The organism is Lysinibacillus sp. 1 U-2021, from assembly GCF_029916965.1.
In the GTDB taxonomy this organism is placed as follows: domain Bacteria; phylum Bacillota; class Bacilli; order Bacillales_A; family Planococcaceae; genus Lysinibacillus; species Lysinibacillus capsici.
This window is the reverse complement of record NZ_CP123966.1, coordinates 2,068,922-2,088,118: the sequence shown is the minus strand read 5'-3', so window position 1 is coordinate 2,088,118 and position 19,197 is coordinate 2,068,922. Positions and strand designations below refer to the sequence as shown.

The window sequence follows — 19,197 nt, the reverse complement described above, 5'->3', positions numbered from 1 at the left end:
TGACCACAATGAAAGAAACACGTGACCCCTCTCAAATTCGAGTTGTTGTCGGCATGTCAGGTGGGGTAGATTCATCGGTGGCGGCATACTTGTTAAAACAACAAGGGTATGAAGTAATCGGGATCTTTATGAAAAACTGGGATGATACAGACGAAAACGGTGTTTGTACGGCAACGGAAGATTATGACGATGTAATAAAAGTATGTAATCAAATTGGTATCCCATACTATGCTGTCAATTTCGAGAAACAATATTGGGATAAAGTTTTCACATACTTTTTAGAAGAATATAAAGCAGGGCGTACACCAAATCCTGATGTTATGTGCAATAAAGAAATTAAATTTAAAGCATTTTTAGAGCATGCCATGAACCTTGGTGCTGATTATTTAGCGACAGGTCACTATGCACGAATTGATCGTAATGGTGATGGTGAAGTTAGAATGTTACGTGGCGTTGATGATAATAAAGATCAAACATACTTTTTAAATCAATTATCGCAAGAGCAATTGGCGCATGTAATGTTCCCAATTGGTGATATAGAGAAAAAAGAAGTACGAAAAATTGCAGAAGAAGCTGGCCTTGCTACGGCAAAGAAAAAAGATTCAACAGGCATTTGCTTTATCGGTGAACGTAATTTCAAGGAGTTCTTAAGTCAATATTTACCAGCGCAACCTGGGAAAATGGAAACAATGGATGGCGTTGTAATGGGCCAACACGATGGTTTAATGTACTATACACTTGGCCAACGACACGGGCTTGGTATTGGTGGGGATGGCGAGCCTTGGTTTGTGCTAGGAAAAGATTTAGCACGTAATGTTCTACTTGTTGGACAAGGCTTTGACAATGAATATTCGTATTCAACATCATTAACAGCTGTGAAAATGAACTATACTTCGACAAAAAAATTGCCTGGGAAATTTTCTTGCACCGCAAAATTCCGTTATCGTCAAACTGATACACCAGTAGAAGTTGAAATTTTACCAGATGGGCGTGCACACATTACATTTGCAGAACCTGTACGTGCAATTACACCTGGCCAAGCTGTAGTACTATACAATGGAGAAGAGTGTATGGGTGGCGGAACGATTGATGAAGTCTTTAAACGTAATGAAAAACTAACATATGTTGGATAAATTGCGTTAAGACTGCTTTTATGGCCTCTTGGCTTCCTAAAAGCAGTCTTTCGCTACATAGAGGTGAAGAACAAATGAATTATAATGAACAGGGCATCCAAGCATTTCAAGAAAAACGTTATGAGGATGCTGCTCAACTATTTACAAAAGCAATAGAGGCAGAGCCTGAAAATGCTATTGGGTATGTAAATTTCGGCAATTTATTAGCCGTATTAGAGGATACTGAACGCGCAGAACGTTTCTTCCAAAAGGCAATCACTGTAGATGAATCAGCAGCTACAGCCTATTACGGTCTAGCGAATTTATATTACAATGCTGAACGCTATGCCGAGGCTGTGAAGCTATATGAGCAAGCGCTAAAACATCATATTGAAGGTGCCGATGTCTATTATATGATGGGGAAATGCTTTGAACGGTTGGATAACTCAAAATTGGCATTACCTTATTTACAACGTGCGGTAGAAATTGCTCCTGAAGATACACAGATTCGTTTAGCCTATGCGATAGTACTATGTGCATTAGAAATGTTTGAGGAAGGGAAGCAGGAACTGGATCTTTTGGTTGAACAGGATTGGAATAATGCCGATGCACATTATAATTTAGGCGTACTATATGCCGTGTCTACTGAACAAACAGAGGATGCAATGTATCATTTGAAACAAGCCTTTACCTTACAACCTGAATATGACCAAGCACGTTATATTTACGATATGATTGCTCAACGATTTAACTGATAGATAATAAGCAGCGAGTGAATGTTGATTAACATTCTTGCTGCTTTTTTATTGATTTTTTCTAGTAAAACATAAAAACATCGTTTATTTTTTTCATAAATTGAATCCCTTTCTCTTTTAATTCTAGTTCAAACTTGGTAATGTATGTCATGCAGGAAAGGAAAAGGTGACAGAATGAATAAAGTATTTATTGCACTATTACTTGTAACAGCACTCGCTGCAATTGAGGGAACTATTGTTAGTACTGCTATTCCGAGTATAACAGCTGATTTATTAGGCGTAGACTTAATAAGCTGGATTTATTCTGCTTATTTACTAGCTTCAGCCATAGCGGCGATTATTTTTGGTAAATTAGCCGATTTATTTGGGCGTAAACGGATGATTATTACAGGTATCATTATTTTTTTAGTAGGTTCTATGTTATGTGGTTTAGCTCAATCCATGGAGCAATTAATTGTTTTTCGAGCAATTCAAGGTATCGGCGCAGGTTCAATTTTGCCGATTACATTAACAATGGTGGGTGAATTGTTTAAGACTGAAAAAGAGCGTGCCAAAGGACAAAGCTATTTAAGTATGGTATGGGGCGTTTCTGGTGTAGTAGGTCCGTTATTTGGAGGCTTTATAGTTGACCAAGTATCTTGGCATTTTATTTTCTTCATTAATGTACCGTTTGGTTTAGCCTCTATTTATTTAATTGCTAAACATTATAAAGAACAACTAGAGGCAGTGAAGCGTAAAATTGACTACCTAGGTGCAGTGTTTTTTACAATTGGCATGGTAGCGTTACTATTTGTTATTATCGAAAACAGTAAAACACAAACCTGGTTATCAGGTCAATCGCTGTTAATGTACGGTGTTGCTCTTGTATTCTTAAGTATTTTTATCTGGGTGGAGTTACGAGCAGAGGAGCCAATTATTCCGTTAACACTGTTTAAAAATGGACGACTAATGGTCATTAATGCATTAACTTTAAGCGGTATGTCTATTGTCATTGGTGTAACTGTTTATATTCCTATATTTGCTCAAAGTGTTTTAGGCAAAAATGCAACGCAGGCTGGTTTATTATTAACACCAATGTCTATTTTTTGGACGGTGAACTCGATTATGGCAGGTTATTTAATCGGTCGTTTAACAAATAAACGCATTATCCAAATGGGTACGATTTTACTTGTTACGGGTACACTATTGTTGGCAAGACTATCTTCAGATTCTAGTGATTTCAGCGTTTATTTCGCCTCATCGTTAATAGGGCTTGGGATGGGCTTTATTATGCCGATGTTGATGATTTCCATACAAAAGGTGGCAGATCCAAAGCAGCTTGGTATTTCAATTGGTTTGAACTCTTTTACAAATACATTTAGCCAAGCGATTGGTGCAGCGCTATTCGGTATGATTTTCAACCTAGCAACGAGTGAAAAAATGGCTTCATTAGGAAAAGGTGAAATTCAATTAAACGGTGAATTTGCAAAAGGTGGGTTTAATTTAGAAGAAGTAAGCTTTTTAAAGGACACTATCGCGAATGGCGTCAGTTATGTATATATAGCTACCTTTATTTTTGCTATTGGTGCACTTATTTTCTCCTTTTTTGTAGCAACGAAATCCACAAGGAAGGCGCAATAGCAACTAATAGTAAAATCCACCTCACATTCTGTGGTCAAGCAGCATGTGAGGTGGGTTTTTTATTTGATGACTAAACCATAGCATAATTTTACTTTTTGAATAGAGCGTCATCCATTATTTTATTGCCAGGTAGTTCCGTTAAGTATTTCGCTAAATGTGCGATGGGGGTACTGTCTAGCAATGAAGGCTCGGCTTCATTTTCTTTTAAAATATTGATTTCCTTATTCAGTCGCTCCATTTTTCGATCTAATTCAGCTGCTTGTAGCGCGGCTTCCTTTAATTCATGTCGAATATGCTCAGGTACTTCTTTGTTATACTTATAATAAATTTTGTGTTCTAAGCTTGCCCAGAAATCCATTGCAATTGTACGAATTTGGATCTCTGTATAGACCTTTTCCATATGGTCTGACATAAAGATAGGAATTTTAATAATGAGATGTAAGCTTTGGTAGCCATTTTCTTTTGGATTGGCTATATAATCCTTCACCTCAACAACTTCTATGTCATGCTGTGCTTGTAACATGGCGCTTACCTTGTAAATATCCTCCACGAAGGAACAGGTGATGCGAGCACCAGCTATATCGCGGATATTTTCACGCACAGCTTCTATCGATGGAGGAAGCTCTTTTTTCATCATCTTCGTTAAAATACTTTTAGGTGATTTTACACGTGTAGATACATGCTCAATTGGATTATATTCATGAATTAACTTAAATTCTTCTTGTAATATATTAATTTTCGTTTCCACTTCCTGTAGAGCAAATTTGTAAGCTAAAAAGAAGCGTGTTAATTCAGTTTGAAATGATTTTAAAGTGTTTACTTCTAGTTCAGTTTTCATCGTTTGTAAATCCTTTCTTTTCGGTTTGTTCAATTTTTATTTTTTGTATAGCTGTGATGGCAATGAGATAGCCAATAATTGGTGAAATGCCATAGCCCATAATAGGCATAGGAAAATGACCCGCGAATGTGACAAGGATTGTCATTAGAAAATATAAGCCTAAAGCTAATGACAAGGTATCTTTTTTCCATGGGATAAAGAATGGATAAATTAACAATAGGAGTGCTAAAACACCTAAACAAAGAAAAATACTGCCCATATCAGCCACTAAAAAAATAATTTGCTCGACATATGGGACTGGAGCTAAATGATCAAGAAAAATCCATGATGCGATGACAAAAAAAGCTAATAAGAGTAGTGAAATGTACTTCCAAATGGAATTTTCTATAGCTCTCCACAAAATAATGGTGGATGCACTAGCGAACGCAGTGATTTGCCCTGCATCAGGTTGCAATAATAATATACCTTCTATGAGGAACATGAATCCTATCATGAATGATAAATTTTTATTGATTGAAAGCGTCCATAAATTAATAATTAATATAGGCAAACAAATACTAGCTATATAAAAATTAAAAGGACCGAAAGTTATCCATCGATGGACACCCTCTATACCATTAAACCAAAAGGGCATAATGAGTAAAAAGATTAAAAAAGTTAGAATAGAAAGAGGGCTAATATCTAAAAATTTAAAGGTATTTTTTGTTGACATAACATAGCAAAAACTAATGCCAACAACCCAGATGAACATGTTCTGTATCCAAATATGAAAGCCTACGCCATAGGAGATCATGGTGATCATCCCTATTAGAAGAGCAGGGAGCATAAAAAAATAAGGAAGGAAATTTTGAGTATGTAGATTAGTCACGTAAACCTCCTATGGTTATGCTATACAATATATAACTCACATAACAATGAAAAGGTTTCATAAATAGGGGTAAGGAAGAATGCAGAAGAGGATTTAAGGTTAAAAACAAAGGGAACCATCTGTCCCCCTGTTTTAACTAATAATTTCAGCATTTAAGTTATAGCGCTTATTAAACTCATCAACGAAAATTTGTAAATCAATATAGGTTCCGATATAAGGCTCTGTTTCTTGATCGCGTAAGAACCCACATGTTGCCTTCAGTGATTTTGAAAATTCCAGTAACATTTGTTCGTTGTCAAGTTGCACATGAATCGCAAGAGAATGATCTTTTTTATTCACTTTAAAATACTTACCATCTATAATTCTCTCTAAATTTGTTTCTTGAAATGGAAAAACATAATCTTTATAAATAAGCTTCACAAGATCCCGCCTTTTTTACAATATTCGACTACATCTGTATAAGGTAAATCGCCACCAAAAATTGAGAGCGCACTTCCAATGGTTACATGAAGTTTTCCATGGGCTAATTGATTAAATTTTTCTAAGTCTTCGATTGAACGAACGCCACCTGCATAGGTAGTTGGAATAGATGTCCAGTCAGCTAAATCCTGTACCAGGCTTTCCTGCATGCCACCCTTTTTTCCTTCAACATCGACAGCATGTATTAACAGCTCATCACAAAAATCTTCAATATAGGCAATCGACGCAGCATTAACTTCGAAATGACTAAATGTAGTCCATTTATCTGTCATGACAAACCACTTCCCGTCACGCATCTTACAACTAAGATCGATGACAAGGTGTTCTTTACCAATTAATTGATTTAAACGCTTTAAACGCGCTAAATCGAGCTGACCATCATGAAAAATATAGGATGTGACAATGACATGCGAAGCACCTGCGTCAATATATTTTTGAGCATTGTCAGCCGTAATACCACCACCTATTTGCAAGCCTTGAGGATAGGTTGTTAAAGCGGATATGGCAGCTTCTTCATTACCAGAGCCTAGCATAATAACGTGTCCACCTGTTAAACGATCTTGGGCAAACATTTGTGCATAGTAGCTAGCGTCATGTTGAGAAATAAAGTTTTCTATAACTGCTTGATTTGTATATCCCAAAGTGCTGCCCACAATTTGCTTTACTTTGCCATCGTGTAAATCGATGCAAGGTCTAAATTCCAATAATTTCACAATCCTTCCGTGCAACTAATTCATATTAATCATAGCATGGAACGGAGGATAAAGGCAGAGAATTGTCATTTGTCAAAATAATGTAAAAATAACGAAGTGAATATATTTTTGTCTGCGATATTTTCATGTGGCTATGGTAAAATAAAAAGATTGAAAACTATAAGAAAGGACGGACCGAACATGACAGATCATTTAGATTTATTTGAACTCAATAAATTTTTTATACTCGGACGTCCGATCGTCTCTATCTTTCATAATGCGCAAAATATGTATTCGATTGTACGTGTGAAAATTCAAGAGACGAATTTGCAATATGAAGATAAAGAGATTATTGTTGTAGGTTATTTTCCCCCACTACAAATGGATGAACAATATCGATTTACTGGTATTTTAAAACAGCATCCTAAATACGGCGCTCAATTTCAAATTGAGACATTTACAAAAGAGGTACCAGCAACCGAGCAAGGAATTATTCATTATTTATCTAGTGATCTCTTTGTAGGGATCGGGAAAAAAACAGCTGAAACGATTGTTGAAAAACTAGGTGCTAATGCACTCCGTGTTATTTTAGAAGATCCCAGTGCCCTCGATGCTGTTCCACGTCTATCTGCTGAAAAAAAAGAAGTCATTCACCGCACCATTGAGCAAAACTTAGGCTTAGAGCGGGTCATGATTCAATTGAATGAGTGGGGATTTGGTCCACAGCTTGGGATGAAAATTTACCAAACCTATCGAACAGAAGCCATTGAATTACTGACAGAAAATCCATACCGCTTAATTGAAGATGTGGAAGGGGTAGGTTTCTTTCGAGCTGACGAGCTAGGTGCGAAATTGGGTATAACTGGTAAACACCCTGATCGTGTCAAAGCAGCGATTTTACATATTTTAAATACAGCAGCTTTATCGGATGGACATGTCTATCTAGACGCAGAACATGTTTTACCGCTCGTTAAGGAAATGCTTGAACAAAGCCAACGACAGGAGATACCATTCGAGGATATTTCTCAAGCCTGTATCGGTCTCCGTGAAGAAGGCAAAATTTGTGGTGAAGAGACAAGGTTATATTTACCGTCACTCTATTTTTCAGAGGTAGGGATTGCATCGAAAATCTTATCGCTTATCGAGCGAAATAATAAGGCTGAACATTTTAGTAAAGATGAAATTCGAAAAGCCATTGGAGAAACAGAGGAGCTACTCAATGTTACCTATGCAGAAACACAAGCGAATGCCATCGAACAGGCTTTAAATTCAGCTGTTATGATTTTAACGGGTGGTCCTGGTACGGGGAAAACCACTGTTGTACGGGGAGTTGTGGAAGTTTATGCAAAGCTTCATGGCTTATCCTTAAATCCAAAAGAGTATGCTCAAAAAGAGGAGCCTTTTCCGATTATTCTTTGTGCACCAACTGGACGTGCTGCTAAACGATTAGCCGAATCAACAGAGCTTCCTGCGATGACCATTCATCGACTGCTCGGTTTTACAGGGCAAGAAAAAGAGGAAGAAACAGAGCGTGAAGTGACAGGTAAGTTGATTATCGTGGATGAAATGTCCATGGTTGATACATGGCTTGCCCATCAATTATTAAAGGCTTTACATGAAGATGTTCAAGTTGTCTTTGTTGGAGATCAGGATCAGCTTCCACCAGTAGGTCCAGGACAGGTGTTAAAGGATCTATTAGCATCCAAGCAGCTACCAACTGTCGAGCTAACAGATGTTTACCGACAAGCAGAAGGCTCGACGATTATTGAACTTGCCCATCAAATAAAAAAAGGAACGATTCCACAAGAGTTAACAGCTAAAACCTCTGATCGTTCGTTTATAAAGGCTTCAGCCGATCAAGTTGCCAACGTTGTTACACAGGTTGTCAAAAGTGCTGTCGCAAAGGGCCAGGAAATCCGTAATATTCAAGTGTTGGCGCCCATGTATAAAGGACCAGCTGGGATAGATAATTTAAATAAAATGATTCAGGAGCTAATTAACCCAAATGATACTGGCACACGAAAAGAGCTAGTTTTTGGGGATGTCACCTATCGAATAAAGGATAAAGTGCTTCAGCTTGTCAATCAACCTGAAAGCAATGTCTTTAATGGAGATATGGGTGAGGTCATTAGTATTATTAAAGCGAAAGAGACGGTCGAAAAACAAGATTTACTGATCGTATCCTTTGATGGCATTGAGGTGACCTATCAACGAAGTGATCTCAATCAATTGACACTAGCTTATTGTTGCTCCATCCATAAATCACAGGGCTCTGAGTTTCAAACGGTCATTATGCCAGTGGTTAGAGGGTATTCCAAAATGTTACGGCGTAACCTTTTATACACAGGTATTACACGTGCTAAAAACTTTTTGATTTTATGTGGTGAACCAGATGTGCTTGCGGATGGTTTACAGCGTACAGATGACCTTCAGCGTTTCACCTCTTTACGTGCAAGACTTAACCCAATGGAAATTGAGGAAGAACTTGTGGAAGTCGAGGCAGTGCCAGTAGAAAATGAAGGGATGCAGGAGCCGGTTTCCATTGAACCAAAGCTAACAGTAGAAACAGCCCCTTATATTCATCCAATGATTGGTATGAATGATGTCTCTCCATATGATTTTTTGGATGACTAAAATATATATTCCCGATTAGACTGTCTAATCGGGTTTTTCTAATTGATGTATCGTCACCTAATATTTGGACATTTCATATACTAGATGAGTACAAAAACATAGGGAATATATAGGGGTGACAGCATGCCGATAATGACAGGGCAGCAGTATATTGAACGAATTGATGCTTTAAAAACGTATATTTCGATAGATGGGAAAGTCGTGACAGGAAAGGTGTCAGAACATCCTGCCTTTAAAGGAATTATCCAGAGTCAAGCGAAACTTTTTGATTTACAACATCAAGAGGCACTTCTTGAAAAAATGACCTATGAATCGCCAACTAGTAAACAGAAAGTTGGCATGTCATTTCTTCAAGTATTGACGCCAGAAGATCTTGTGAAAAGGCGCCAAGCGGCAAGGGAATGGGCATTATCTTCTCAAGGCTTTATGGGGAGAAGCCCTGATTATATGAATACAACATTAATGGCCCTTGCATCAGCGTCAGATTTTTTAAAAGAGAAGCCAAATTGTTTCCCAGAGCATTTGCTAAAGTTCTATGAGTATGCTCGCGAGAATGATATTACGATGACACATACCTTTATCGAACCACAGGTAAATCGCAAGCGCTTTTACTATGAGGATGAAGAAGTAACCATTGCAGCTAAAATCATTGGGAAAACAAGTGAGGGCTTAATCATTAAAGGGGCAAGATTACTAGCGACACAGGGTGGCATCACAGATGAGCTTCTTGTTTTATCGACAAATGGCTATGATGAAGGAAAAGGTTTCGGGTTTTCTATTCCAAGTAACACGAAAGGCTTAAAGTTTTTATGCCGGCAATCATTTGTAGGGGGAGATTCTACCTTTGATTATCCGTTAAGTGCACGTTTTGAAGAAATGGATGCAATCGTTGTGTTTGAGGATGTAGTTGTCCCCTGGGAACGAGTATTTTATTACGAAAATGTTGAAGTAGCCAATCAATTTATGAATGTTAGTGGCTTCCAAGCGTATACTTTGCATCATGTGCTATCACGTCAAATTGCTAAGACGGAATTCATCTTAGGGGTTGTACAAATGATTGTGGATTCCATAAATATTGGGGATTACCAACATGTCCATCAAAAAGTGGTAGATGTCATCGTAGCATTAGAAACGATGAAAGCATTGCAATTAAAATCAGAAATTGAGGCACAAAGGGATTCCTTTGGCTATATCAGACCAGACCAATCAACATTACAGGTCGCTATTCATATCTTCCCGAAAGTATATCCTACCTTTACAGATATCATCCAGCAACTGGGAGCAAGTGGATTAATGTCTATACCGAGTGCAAAAGCTTTTGCAACGGATGACGGTGATCTTGAACATTATTTGCAATCATTCAAAGACAAAGGAGAAGAGCGAGTAAAGAAATTCCGTTTAGCTTGGGATTTAACGATGAGTAGTTTTGGCACAAGACAGACATTGTACGAACGCTTTTTCTTTGGTGATCCTGTACGTTTATCTAGCCTGCTTTATCAATCTTATCAACGAGAGCATCTAGTGCAAAGAGTGGAAGACTTTTTGAAAAATGAATGATAGAAAGTTTGACAGTTGTGAAACTATCCGTTATCATTTACAGGAATAAAAAAATAAGACTCCCTTCGTTAGGTGAGGCTCCTATGCTGGAGATACGCTACTACCCAAAAATGTCGAGAGACGCCAATGGGTCAACAGAAATCATCGAAATAAGGTGTTTTTTAACGTAGCTGGACATATTCCTATGCCGCATAGTGCTAAAACTCAACGTTTGAAGGTAACAAGCATGCAATGTATTTTATTGCTATTTTTTTGATATGTGTATTCAACACGCCTTCATTCGTCGAAGGCGTGTTTTTGTTATGGAAGGAAGGTGATGAGAAATGGATAGTAGTCCTGAACCGAATAAGTATCATTTAGGCAAACGGAAACACATAAAAAGTCATCGATTTCTGATCACCGATGCAGACAAAGGGTGATTCAGGATGACCTTTTGTTTCCCTCAATAACAAACACGAGGTGAAATGCAATGATTAAAATCCACTATTATAATAGCTGCAGTAAGACAGTCCAACATGATTTCAATATGATTGATTTACAACTCCCTATTCATAACGAAGATTTATTATGGGTAGATTTATATGCTTATAGTTATAATGAATTGAATAATATAGCTGATGTATTTGGCTTTCATCCACTCGCAGTTGAAGATTGCTTACATGAAGGCTCACGTCCAAAAATGGATAGTTATGGTGATTATAAATTTTTTGTGCTCCATGCACCAATTTATAATGAGAAAAGTAACAATGAAATTACAACCGTTGAGTTAAATATTTTTATGGGACCAAACTATATTGTGACTGTGCATAAACAAAAGTTGCAATGGCTAGGAAAAATGGAAAATGTTTGTGTTAATAGCCCAAGATTTTTGGAAAAGGGTACTGATTTTTTATTGCATACAATTATTGACGGTATTACAGACGAATACTTCCCAGTATTAGAACGAATTCGCGCACGTATAGATGAACTAGAAGAAGAAATTTATGATTATCAACCAAAAGTGGTGACAGAGGAATTTCTTGCATTGAAGCGGACAATTATTTTAATTCGTCAGGCCATTATGCCACAAAGAAGAATTTTTTCTACAATCAATGGCCAGTGGAAATTTGATATTCAAGAAGAAAATATTCCATTCTATAAAGATTTGAATGACCATCTAGAGCGTATTGTCGACTCCACAGAGACATATCGCGATTTAGTGAACAGCACGCTTGATACGTATTTTTCAATTATCAGTGGGAAATCCATTGAAAAGCTGAATTTATTAACGGTCATTTCGACAATTATGTTACCACTATCAGTAATTACTAGTTTTTTTGGAATGAATGTACCTTTGCCTTATCAAGATACCCCTTATACAACTATTGCAATTAGCGCCTTCTTAGTTATCTTTACATGGGGTATGTGGATATATTTCAAAAAAATGATTGCTTAGTTAGTGTTAGTCATACTAGTACTAATTGACAGCGCAATAGATTTTTTTTATAATTTTCGATAGAAAAAGTAAAAACGATGATGGAAAAAGTACGTATTTGTGTGTGCACAAGAAAGGGATTTCTAGGCTGAAAAAATCCTCACAACAGCAAATGCCGAAAGCTACTCCAGAGTGCAGCTAATCCCTGCCGTTCACTGACGTTACAAGTGCTAAAGAGGTAAGTAAGGTTTTTACTTACAACTAGGGTGGTACCGCGAGACTAATGACAAGTCCTCGTCCCTTTTTGGGGATGAGGGCTTTTTTTATTTTCTTCGGTAAATCGCAGGATTCGTATCGTGATTTTACAATATAAAATAGGAGGAATTTATCCAATGAAAGCAGTAGATATTCGCCGTATGTATTTGGAATTTTTTAAAGAAAAGGGGCATCATCATGAGCCATCAGCACCACTTGTGCCAATAAATGATCCATCACTTCTTTGGATCAACTCAGGTGTTGCAACTTTGAAACCATATTTTGATGGCCGTATTATCCCTGATAATCCACGTATTACAAATGCTCAAAAATCGATTCGTACCAACGATATTGAAAACGTTGGGAAAACAGCTCGACACCATACATTCTTTGAAATGTTAGGAAACTTCTCTATTGGTGACTACTTTAAAAAAGAAGCAATTCATTATGCTTGGGAGTTTTTAACAGATAAAAAATGGATGGGCTTTGATCCAGCATTATTATCCATCACGATTCACCCAGAAGACCAGGAAGCATATGATGTTTGGCATCAGGAAATCGGTATTCCAGAAGAACGTTTAATTCGTTTAGAAGGGAACTTCTGGGATATAGGAGAAGGCCCATCTGGTCCGAACTCAGAGATTTTTTATGATCGCGGCGTAGAATACGGCTCAGATGAAAATGACCCTGAAATGTATCCAGGAGGAGAAAATGAGCGTTACCTAGAAATTTGGAACCTTGTGTTCTCTCAATTTAACCATAATCCTGATGGCACTTACACGCCACTACCAAAGCAAAATATTGATACAGGTATGGGCTTAGAGCGTATTGTGTCCGTCGTGCAAAATGTACCAACAAACTTTGATACTGATTTATTTATGCCAATTATTGAAAAAATCGAGGAGTTTGCCAATCGTAAATATAAACGACCTGGCGAAGTAGACTTAAATGAAATCTTTGGCTCAGATGAAGATATTAATACACCATTTAAAGTGATTGCAGACCATATCCGTACAGTAGCATTTGCTATAGGCGATGGTGCCCTGCCTTCAAATGAAGGCCGTGGCTATGTATTACGTCGCTTACTACGTCGTGCCGTTCGCTATGCTAAACAAATTGGTATTGAAAAACCATTTATGTTTGAACTTGTACCAACTGTGGGTAAAATTATGGAAGACTTCTATCCAGAAGTTACAGAGAAATGCGAATTTATTCAACGTGTCATTAAAAATGAAGAAATTCGTTTCCACGAAACATTAGATGGTGGTTTAGCTATCTTTAATGAAGTAGTGGAATCTCAAAAAGCAGCTGGTCATGATTACATCCCAGGAGCAGATGCTTTCCGTTTATATGATACGTATGGTTTCCCAATCGAGCTAACGGAAGAATATGCAGAGGAAGTAGGCATGAAAGTAGATCATGAAGGTTTTGAGGCAGCGATGGAAGAGCAACGTGAACGCGCGCGTGCTGCACGACAAGATGTTGATTCGATGCAAGTCCAGAATGAAGTATTAGCAAACTTAACGGTTGCAAGTGAATTTGTTGGCTATGATACGTTAAGTGTTAATACTGAAATCGCTGCAATGATCGTCAATGGTCAAGTTGCGAAAGTCGCTTCTGAAGGTCAGGAAGCATTGGTTATTTTAGCGAAGACACCATTCTACGCTGAAATGGGTGGTCAAATTGCTGATAGTGGTACTATTTCAAATGATAGCTTTACGGCTGTTGTAAAAGATGTTCAAAAAGCACCGAATGGTCAACCGCTTCATACAGTAGTAGTTGAATCTGGGGAAATGCATGTGGAAGATGCAGTGCAAGCAGTGGTCAATCGTGATGACCGTAATTTAATCATTAAAAACCATACGGCAACACATATTATGCAACGTGCATTAAAAGATGTGCTAGGTGATCATGTGAACCAAGCTGGATCATATGTAGGACCTGATCGTTTACGTTTTGATTTCTCTCACTTTGGTCAAGTTACAAAAGAAGAATTACAGCAAATTGAACGTATTGTAAATGAAAAAGTGTGGGATGATATAGAGGTCATTATTGAAGAAAAAGGCATTGATGAAGCAAAAGCAATGGGTGCTATGGCATTATTCGGTGAAAAATATGGAGATGTTGTACGTGTAGTATCCATCGGAGATTATTCGATTGAGCTATGTGGTGGTATCCATGTTAAACGCTCTTCTGAAATTGGCTTCTTTAAAATTGTTTCAGAAGGTGGTATCGGTGCAGGTACTCGTCGTATTGAAGCTGTTACAGGAAAAGTTGCTTATGAAGCAGTAAAAGAAGAAGAAGCATTATTAAATGATGCAGCAGCATTATTAAAAGCAAATGCTAAAGATATTGTTACAAAAGTACAGGCATTACAAGCAGACTATAAAGAATTACAACGTGAAAACGAAGCATTATCTCAAAAAATCGCCAATGCACAGGCAGGGGCAGTTGTTGATGCCGCTCAAACAATTGGAGATGTGACAGTGCTATCTACAAAAGTGGAAGCGAAGGATAACAATCAACTCCGTCAAATGATGGATGACCTGAAAGCAAAAATGCCAAAAGCAGTCATTGTTCTTGGAGCAGTTGATGGTGAAAAAGTTATGTTATGTGCTGGTGTTTCAAAAGAATTAGTTGGTGGCAATTACCATGCAGGGAATATTGTGAAAATGGTTGCGGAAGCATGTGGTGGTAAAGGTGGCGGTCGTCCAGATATGGCGATGGCAGGTGCAAAAGATGCATCAAAACTTGATGAAGCACTACTTTCTGTGTATGATTATGTTAAATCCATTTAATTAATTCACCAAAACATGTTATAATAAAGAGAAATTGGAGATGAGCTTGTTTGCACATCTCCTTATTTCTGAAAGCGAGGTGCTGGTCATGAGTTCATTTGATCAAACGATGAAATTTAATTTTCCAGAAGAATCAATGGAACAGGAAGTCAAGCAGGTAATGTTGAAAGTTCATTCTTCATTAGAGGAAAAGGGATATAACCCTATCAATCAGATTGTTGGTTACTTACTTTCTGGTGATCCGGCGTATATTCCTCGCCATCAGGATGCTCGTAATTTAATTCGCAAGCTTGAGCGTGACGAAATTCTAGAGGAGCTTGTTAAATTTTATATCAAAAAGAATAACGAGGACTAGAAATGAGAATTATGGGATTAGACGTTGGGTCAAAAACTGTGGGTGTTGCTGTAAGTGATGCACTTGGTTGGACCGCCCAAGGTATTGAAACCGTAAAAATTGATGAAGCTAATGGTGAGTTCGGTATTGACCGTATCGCTGAGCTAGTAAAGGAATATACTATAACAGAATTTGTTGTAGGTTTTCCAAAAAACATGAATAATACGGTTGGACCGCGTGGAGAGGCTTCTGAAAACTATAAAAAGCTATTAGAAGAGCATTTCTCACTACCGGTCAAATTATGGGATGAACGTTTAACGACGATGGCTGCTGAACGTATGCTGATCGAAGCGGACGTGAGTCGCAAAAAGCGCAAGCAGGTCATTGATAAAATGGCAGCTGTGATGATTTTACAAGGCTACTTAGATAGCAAAAATTAATTGATGAGGTGACAATGCATGGCACACGAGCATAACCATGAAGAAGAACTACATGTTCAACACATTACAGTGATTGACGAAAACGGAAACGAGCAGCTTTGTGAAGTGATTCACGTTCATGAATCTCCAGAGTTTGGCAAATCATATGTGTTTTACTCAATGGTAGGCGCAGAGGAAGATGAAGATGGCTCAGTTGAAATCTTTGTATCTTCATTTGTACCATCTGAAAATGGTGAAGATGGTGAATTAACACCAATCGAAACTGAAGCAGAGTGGGATATGGTAGAGGACGTTTTAAACGCTTTAGAGGATGAAAACGAAGACTAATCTTCTAACTCAAAGCTTGGAACAAGGATCGCAGCTTGCAGTCCTTGTTCCTTTTTTATTGAAGCTTTTCTAATGTAGAAGGATTGTTAAATTGAAGAATGAATGCATTGTAGATGTGTGAATTTGATCCACAATTGTTGAGAAACGTTCATAAAGTTTGTGGATTCGCTTAGAAATAGAGTGTAACCGCTCCAAGCCCCACTCCAAACATCGAGAACCTGCTCAAAGGTAGAGAAGAAATGCAGGGAAAACTTGCTCAAAAATAGGAGAAGCTATTCTAAAGTGTCTAACCTCAAAAAAACGATTTAATAAATGACATCAAATTGTCATAAAGGAGGAAACAGAATGAATGAAGAAACGCAAGAATTTATGATCATTGGGAAAGATGGTAAGGAACAGCAGTGTCGTGTGGTCTTTACCTTTGATGCGGAGGACAAGTCCTATGTGTTATTTTCCCTTCTAGATGAAACAGGTCAAGAAATTCCAGGAGACCTTTCGGCGATGACTTTTGATTATGATGACAATACAGGTGAGATGACAAATTTACAGCCTGTTGAAACAGATGCCGAATGGGAAATGATTAATGAAGTGGTGTTAACATTACTTGATGAATTTGAAGAAGAACCACAGCTAATTACTGTGACAGACGAAGAAGGAAAAGATCAAGTGTGCGAAGTCATTCATACATTTTCATCTGAGCAATTCGGTAAATCGTATGTATTATATGTGCCAGCAACAGATGAACCGATTGATGAGCGTGATATTTTTGCAGCCCAATATCTAGCTGGAAATGAAGGCCAGATTGAAGAGTTATACCCGATTGAGTCAGATGAAGAATGGGAATTTGTAGAAGAAGTATTAAACACTTTATAGGATAAACTATTTCTAGAATGCTCAAAAATCTGCTAACGAAAGTTGTTGGCAGATTTTTTACATATGTAATTTCTCCTGAATTGTCGATTTCTGTTTGTCGTGAAAGTTGATTTCTAGTATGATATTGAATAGTGATAGGGGGGAAACCCGTGGATAACGGTTCAAAAAAACAAGAAATGTTTTCAAAAATGCAAGAAAGAAAATCTGAGGTAAAAATGGTGAGAAAAATCGTCGCAATTATTGCCATTGTTTTCGTACTAATAATTGGAGTTGTTGGTTTATTTGGGTACAATTATGTAAAAGGTGCTCTAAAACCATTAGACCCTAATGCAACGAAAACAATTGCAGTAGAAGTACCAATTGGCTCTAGTTTGTCCTCCATTTCAACACTACTAGAGAAAAAAGGTGTCATAAAAGATGCACGTGTTTTTAAATACTATGCAAAATTTAAAAATGAATCACAATTTCAAGCGGGAAATTATGATTTAACACAGGCAATGACATTTGATGAACTCATTGAAAGCTTGAAAACAGGGAAGGTATATCGTAAGCCTGTCTTTACGATGACAGTCCCAGAAGGCTTAACACTTGAACAAATTGGGAAAGTGATTGAAAAGAAAACACCGTACACACAAAAAGAATTTATGGATCTTGTGACGAGTGACACATTTGTTCAGCAAATGATGGCTAATTATCCTGAGCTAGTTACAGAGGCGGTTTTAGCTGACAATATTCGCTATGACTTAGAGGGCTATTTATATCCAGCTACGTATTCTTATTATGAGGAAAAACCATCCTTACAAGCGATTGTAGAAGAGATGATAGCAGCCATGAACAATGTGGTGAAGAACTATAGTGATGTATTAGCTGAAAAACAAATGTCCGTACATCAGCTGTTAACATTTGCTTCATTATTGGAAGAAGAAGCGACTGCTCAAACGGATCGAGAGACTATTGCAAGTGTCTTCTATAATCGAATCAATGAAGGGATGCCACTCCAAACCGACCCAACCGTACTCTATGCACTGGGTGATCACAAGGATCGTGTTCTATATGAGGATTTAGAAGTGGATAATGCCTATAACACATACAAAAATAAAGGTCTACCACCTGGTCCAATAGCGGGTGCAGGTAAAACCTCGATTGAGGCATCATTAAATCCAAGTCAAACAGATTATTTCTACTTCCTAGCAGATAAAGAGGGTGTCAACCACTTCTCAAAAACCTATGATGAGCATTTGCAGAAGGTAGAAAAATATTTACGAAAAGAAGAGTAAACGTATAGGAAGAACAAAAATCATATAGCAAACAGATGGATAGAAGGAAAGAAAAATAGCTTTCCTTCTATTTTCATGCTATTATAAAGTGTGATTTTTGATCAATCCGTTCATTTATGCGGGACAAATATGCGTGGTGGCAATTGTTTGAGCATATCGAAGCAATTGCTCATTTTTGTATGGCAAAGTACCAAGACATCACGTTTGGTCTTTTTCTTTTTGTTGATAAATGATGAAGTACAGACAACGGCAAACGCTCGTTGCCTTTTAAATGAGGGTGGAAACAATGGAATTATCAGATGCATATATACAATCATTTATACAGCCACGTAATGAATTGCTTTTAGAAATGGAAGCATATGCGGAGGAGCATCACGTACCGATCATGCAACTAGCAGGTATTGATGCATTAAATCAACTGTTGCGTATTCAGAATCCGTCAAAAATTTTAGAGATAGGTACAGCAATTGGTTACTCTGCTATTCGTATGGCAGAGGCATTGCCTCATGTCCAAATTGTTACAATTGAACGTGATCAAGATCGTGTAGCAAGGGCAAAAGCCTATATTAAACGTTCGACTGTATCCGATCGAATTACGGTCATTGAGGGTGACGCTTTAGAAGTGGATGACGAGGCTATTAACACAACATTCGATGCGGTCTTTATTGATGCTGCGAAGGGACAATACCAACGCTTTTTTGAAAAATATGCACCTTTAGTAAAATCAGGAGGGGTATTGTATATCGATAATATGTACATGCATGGTTTGTCTGATTTAGAGTTGAAGGATGTTCCACGTCGTAAGCGAACAATGATACGCAATTTAAAAAACTTCACGGATTGGATTATGCAGCACCCGGAGTATACAAGTGCTTTTTTACCAGTCGGTGATGGTTTATTACTATGTTTGAAGAGGTGACTAC

Annotated in this window: 17 protein-coding genes, 1 riboswitch and 1 other annotated feature; of the genes, 13 read left to right on the top strand and 4 right to left on the bottom strand. The window is 37.6% G+C overall.

Going from position 1 to position 19,197, the window contains the following annotated elements; genetic code table 11:
• Positions 1–8 precede the first annotated feature (8 nt).
• From mnmA to QH639_RS10600, 3 genes are all read left to right on the top strand, one after another.
• Positions 9–1,133 (top strand): tRNA 2-thiouridine(34) synthase MnmA, encoded by a 1,125-nt coding sequence (gene mnmA, locus QH639_RS10610; protein WP_237898292.1) that lies wholly within the window; start codon positions 9–11, stop codon positions 1,131–1,133.
• A 74-nt stretch (positions 1,134–1,207) separates the two neighbouring features.
• Positions 1,208–1,867 (top strand): tetratricopeptide repeat protein, encoded by a 660-nt coding sequence (locus QH639_RS10605; protein ID WP_237898291.1) that lies wholly within the window; start codon positions 1,208–1,210, stop codon positions 1,865–1,867.
• A gap of 174 nt (positions 1,868–2,041) precedes the next feature.
• Entirely contained in the window at positions 2,042–3,487 is a 1,446-nt protein-coding gene (locus QH639_RS10600; RefSeq protein WP_237898290.1) for an MDR family MFS transporter, read from the top strand.
• Positions 3,488–3,575: 88 nt separating this feature from the next.
• Here the strand turns inward: QH639_RS10600 and QH639_RS10595 are convergent, their stop codons facing one another.
• The 4 genes from QH639_RS10595 to hisA form a co-directional block, all read right to left on the bottom strand.
• Complete coding sequence (locus tag QH639_RS10595) at positions 3,576–4,325, bottom strand: GTP pyrophosphokinase (protein ID WP_237898289.1); 750 nt, start codon at positions 4,323–4,325, stop codon at positions 3,576–3,578.
• Complete coding sequence (locus QH639_RS10590) at positions 4,315–5,193, bottom strand: putative peptidoglycan glycosyltransferase FtsW/RodA (protein WP_237898288.1); 879 nt, start codon at positions 5,191–5,193, stop codon at positions 4,315–4,317. Before QH639_RS10590 ends, QH639_RS10595 begins: the two co-directional genes overlap by 11 nt.
• Before the next feature lie 132 nt (positions 5,194–5,325).
• Positions 5,326–5,613, bottom strand: coding sequence for a hypothetical protein (locus QH639_RS10585; RefSeq protein WP_048392136.1), 288 nt, complete (start codon positions 5,611–5,613; stop codon positions 5,326–5,328).
• On the bottom strand, positions 5,610–6,377 hold the full coding sequence (gene hisA, locus QH639_RS10580) for a phosphoribosylformimino-5-aminoimidazole carboxamide ribotide isomerase (protein ID WP_237898287.1): 768 nt from the start codon (positions 6,375–6,377) through the stop codon (positions 5,610–5,612). The genes QH639_RS10585 and hisA overlap by 4 nt, the downstream gene beginning before the upstream one ends.
• A gap of 189 nt (positions 6,378–6,566) precedes the next feature.
• Between hisA and recD2 the strand changes: the two genes are divergently transcribed.
• The 10 genes from recD2 to QH639_RS10530 all read left to right on the top strand — a co-directional run bounded on the left by recD2 (position 6,567) and on the right by QH639_RS10530 (position 19,193).
• Positions 6,567–8,999: an SF1B family DNA helicase RecD2 gene (gene recD2, locus QH639_RS10575; RefSeq protein WP_237898286.1), complete on the top strand. Its 2,433-nt coding sequence runs from the start codon at positions 6,567–6,569 to the stop codon at positions 8,997–8,999.
• Between the two features lie 123 nt (positions 9,000–9,122).
• A complete protein-coding gene (hpaB, locus tag QH639_RS10570; protein ID WP_281116036.1) occupies positions 9,123–10,556 on the top strand; it encodes a 4-hydroxyphenylacetate 3-monooxygenase, oxygenase component in 1,434 nt (477 codons plus the stop codon).
• Positions 10,557–10,613: 57 nt separating this feature from the next.
• Positions 10,614–10,779: riboswitch (M-box (ykoK) riboswitch) on the top strand.
• Positions 10,780–11,025: 246 nt separating this feature from the next.
• Positions 11,026–11,991 (top strand): magnesium/cobalt transporter CorA, encoded by a 966-nt coding sequence (corA, locus tag QH639_RS10565; RefSeq protein WP_131520515.1) that lies wholly within the window; start codon positions 11,026–11,028, stop codon positions 11,989–11,991.
• A 68-nt stretch (positions 11,992–12,059) separates the two neighbouring features.
• Positions 12,060–12,275, top strand: a binding site (T-box leader).
• An 87-nt stretch (positions 12,276–12,362) separates the two neighbouring features.
• The gene (alaS, locus tag QH639_RS10560; protein ID WP_259419333.1) at positions 12,363–15,023 is read left to right on the top strand and encodes an alanine--tRNA ligase; all 2,661 of its coding nucleotides are present in this window, start codon (positions 12,363–12,365) and stop codon (positions 15,021–15,023) included.
• Positions 15,024–15,111: 88 nt separating this feature from the next.
• On the top strand, positions 15,112–15,378 hold the full coding sequence (locus QH639_RS10555; RefSeq protein ID WP_004226839.1) for an IreB family regulatory phosphoprotein: 267 nt from the start codon (positions 15,112–15,114) through the stop codon (positions 15,376–15,378).
• A gap of 2 nt (positions 15,379–15,380) precedes the next feature.
• Positions 15,381–15,797: a Holliday junction resolvase RuvX gene (gene ruvX, locus QH639_RS10550; RefSeq protein WP_004226840.1), complete on the top strand. Its 417-nt coding sequence runs from the start codon at positions 15,381–15,383 to the stop codon at positions 15,795–15,797.
• 18 nt (positions 15,798–15,815) lie between these two features.
• A complete protein-coding gene (locus QH639_RS10545) occupies positions 15,816–16,124 on the top strand; it encodes a DUF1292 domain-containing protein (protein ID WP_004226842.1) in 309 nt (102 codons plus the stop codon).
• Between the two features lie 345 nt (positions 16,125–16,469).
• Complete coding sequence (locus QH639_RS10540; RefSeq protein ID WP_131520516.1) at positions 16,470–16,997, top strand: DUF1292 domain-containing protein; 528 nt, start codon at positions 16,470–16,472, stop codon at positions 16,995–16,997.
• A gap of 149 nt (positions 16,998–17,146) precedes the next feature.
• Positions 17,147–18,274 carry an endolytic transglycosylase MltG gene (gene mltG, locus QH639_RS10535; protein WP_048392143.1) on the top strand — a complete coding sequence of 376 codons (1,128 nt, stop codon included), beginning with the start codon at positions 17,147–17,149 and terminating at the stop codon, positions 18,272–18,274.
• 286 nt (positions 18,275–18,560) lie between these two features.
• Positions 18,561–19,193 carry an O-methyltransferase gene (locus tag QH639_RS10530; protein ID WP_131520517.1) on the top strand — a complete coding sequence of 211 codons (633 nt, stop codon included), beginning with the start codon at positions 18,561–18,563 and terminating at the stop codon, positions 19,191–19,193.
• Positions 19,194–19,197 lie beyond the last annotated feature (4 nt).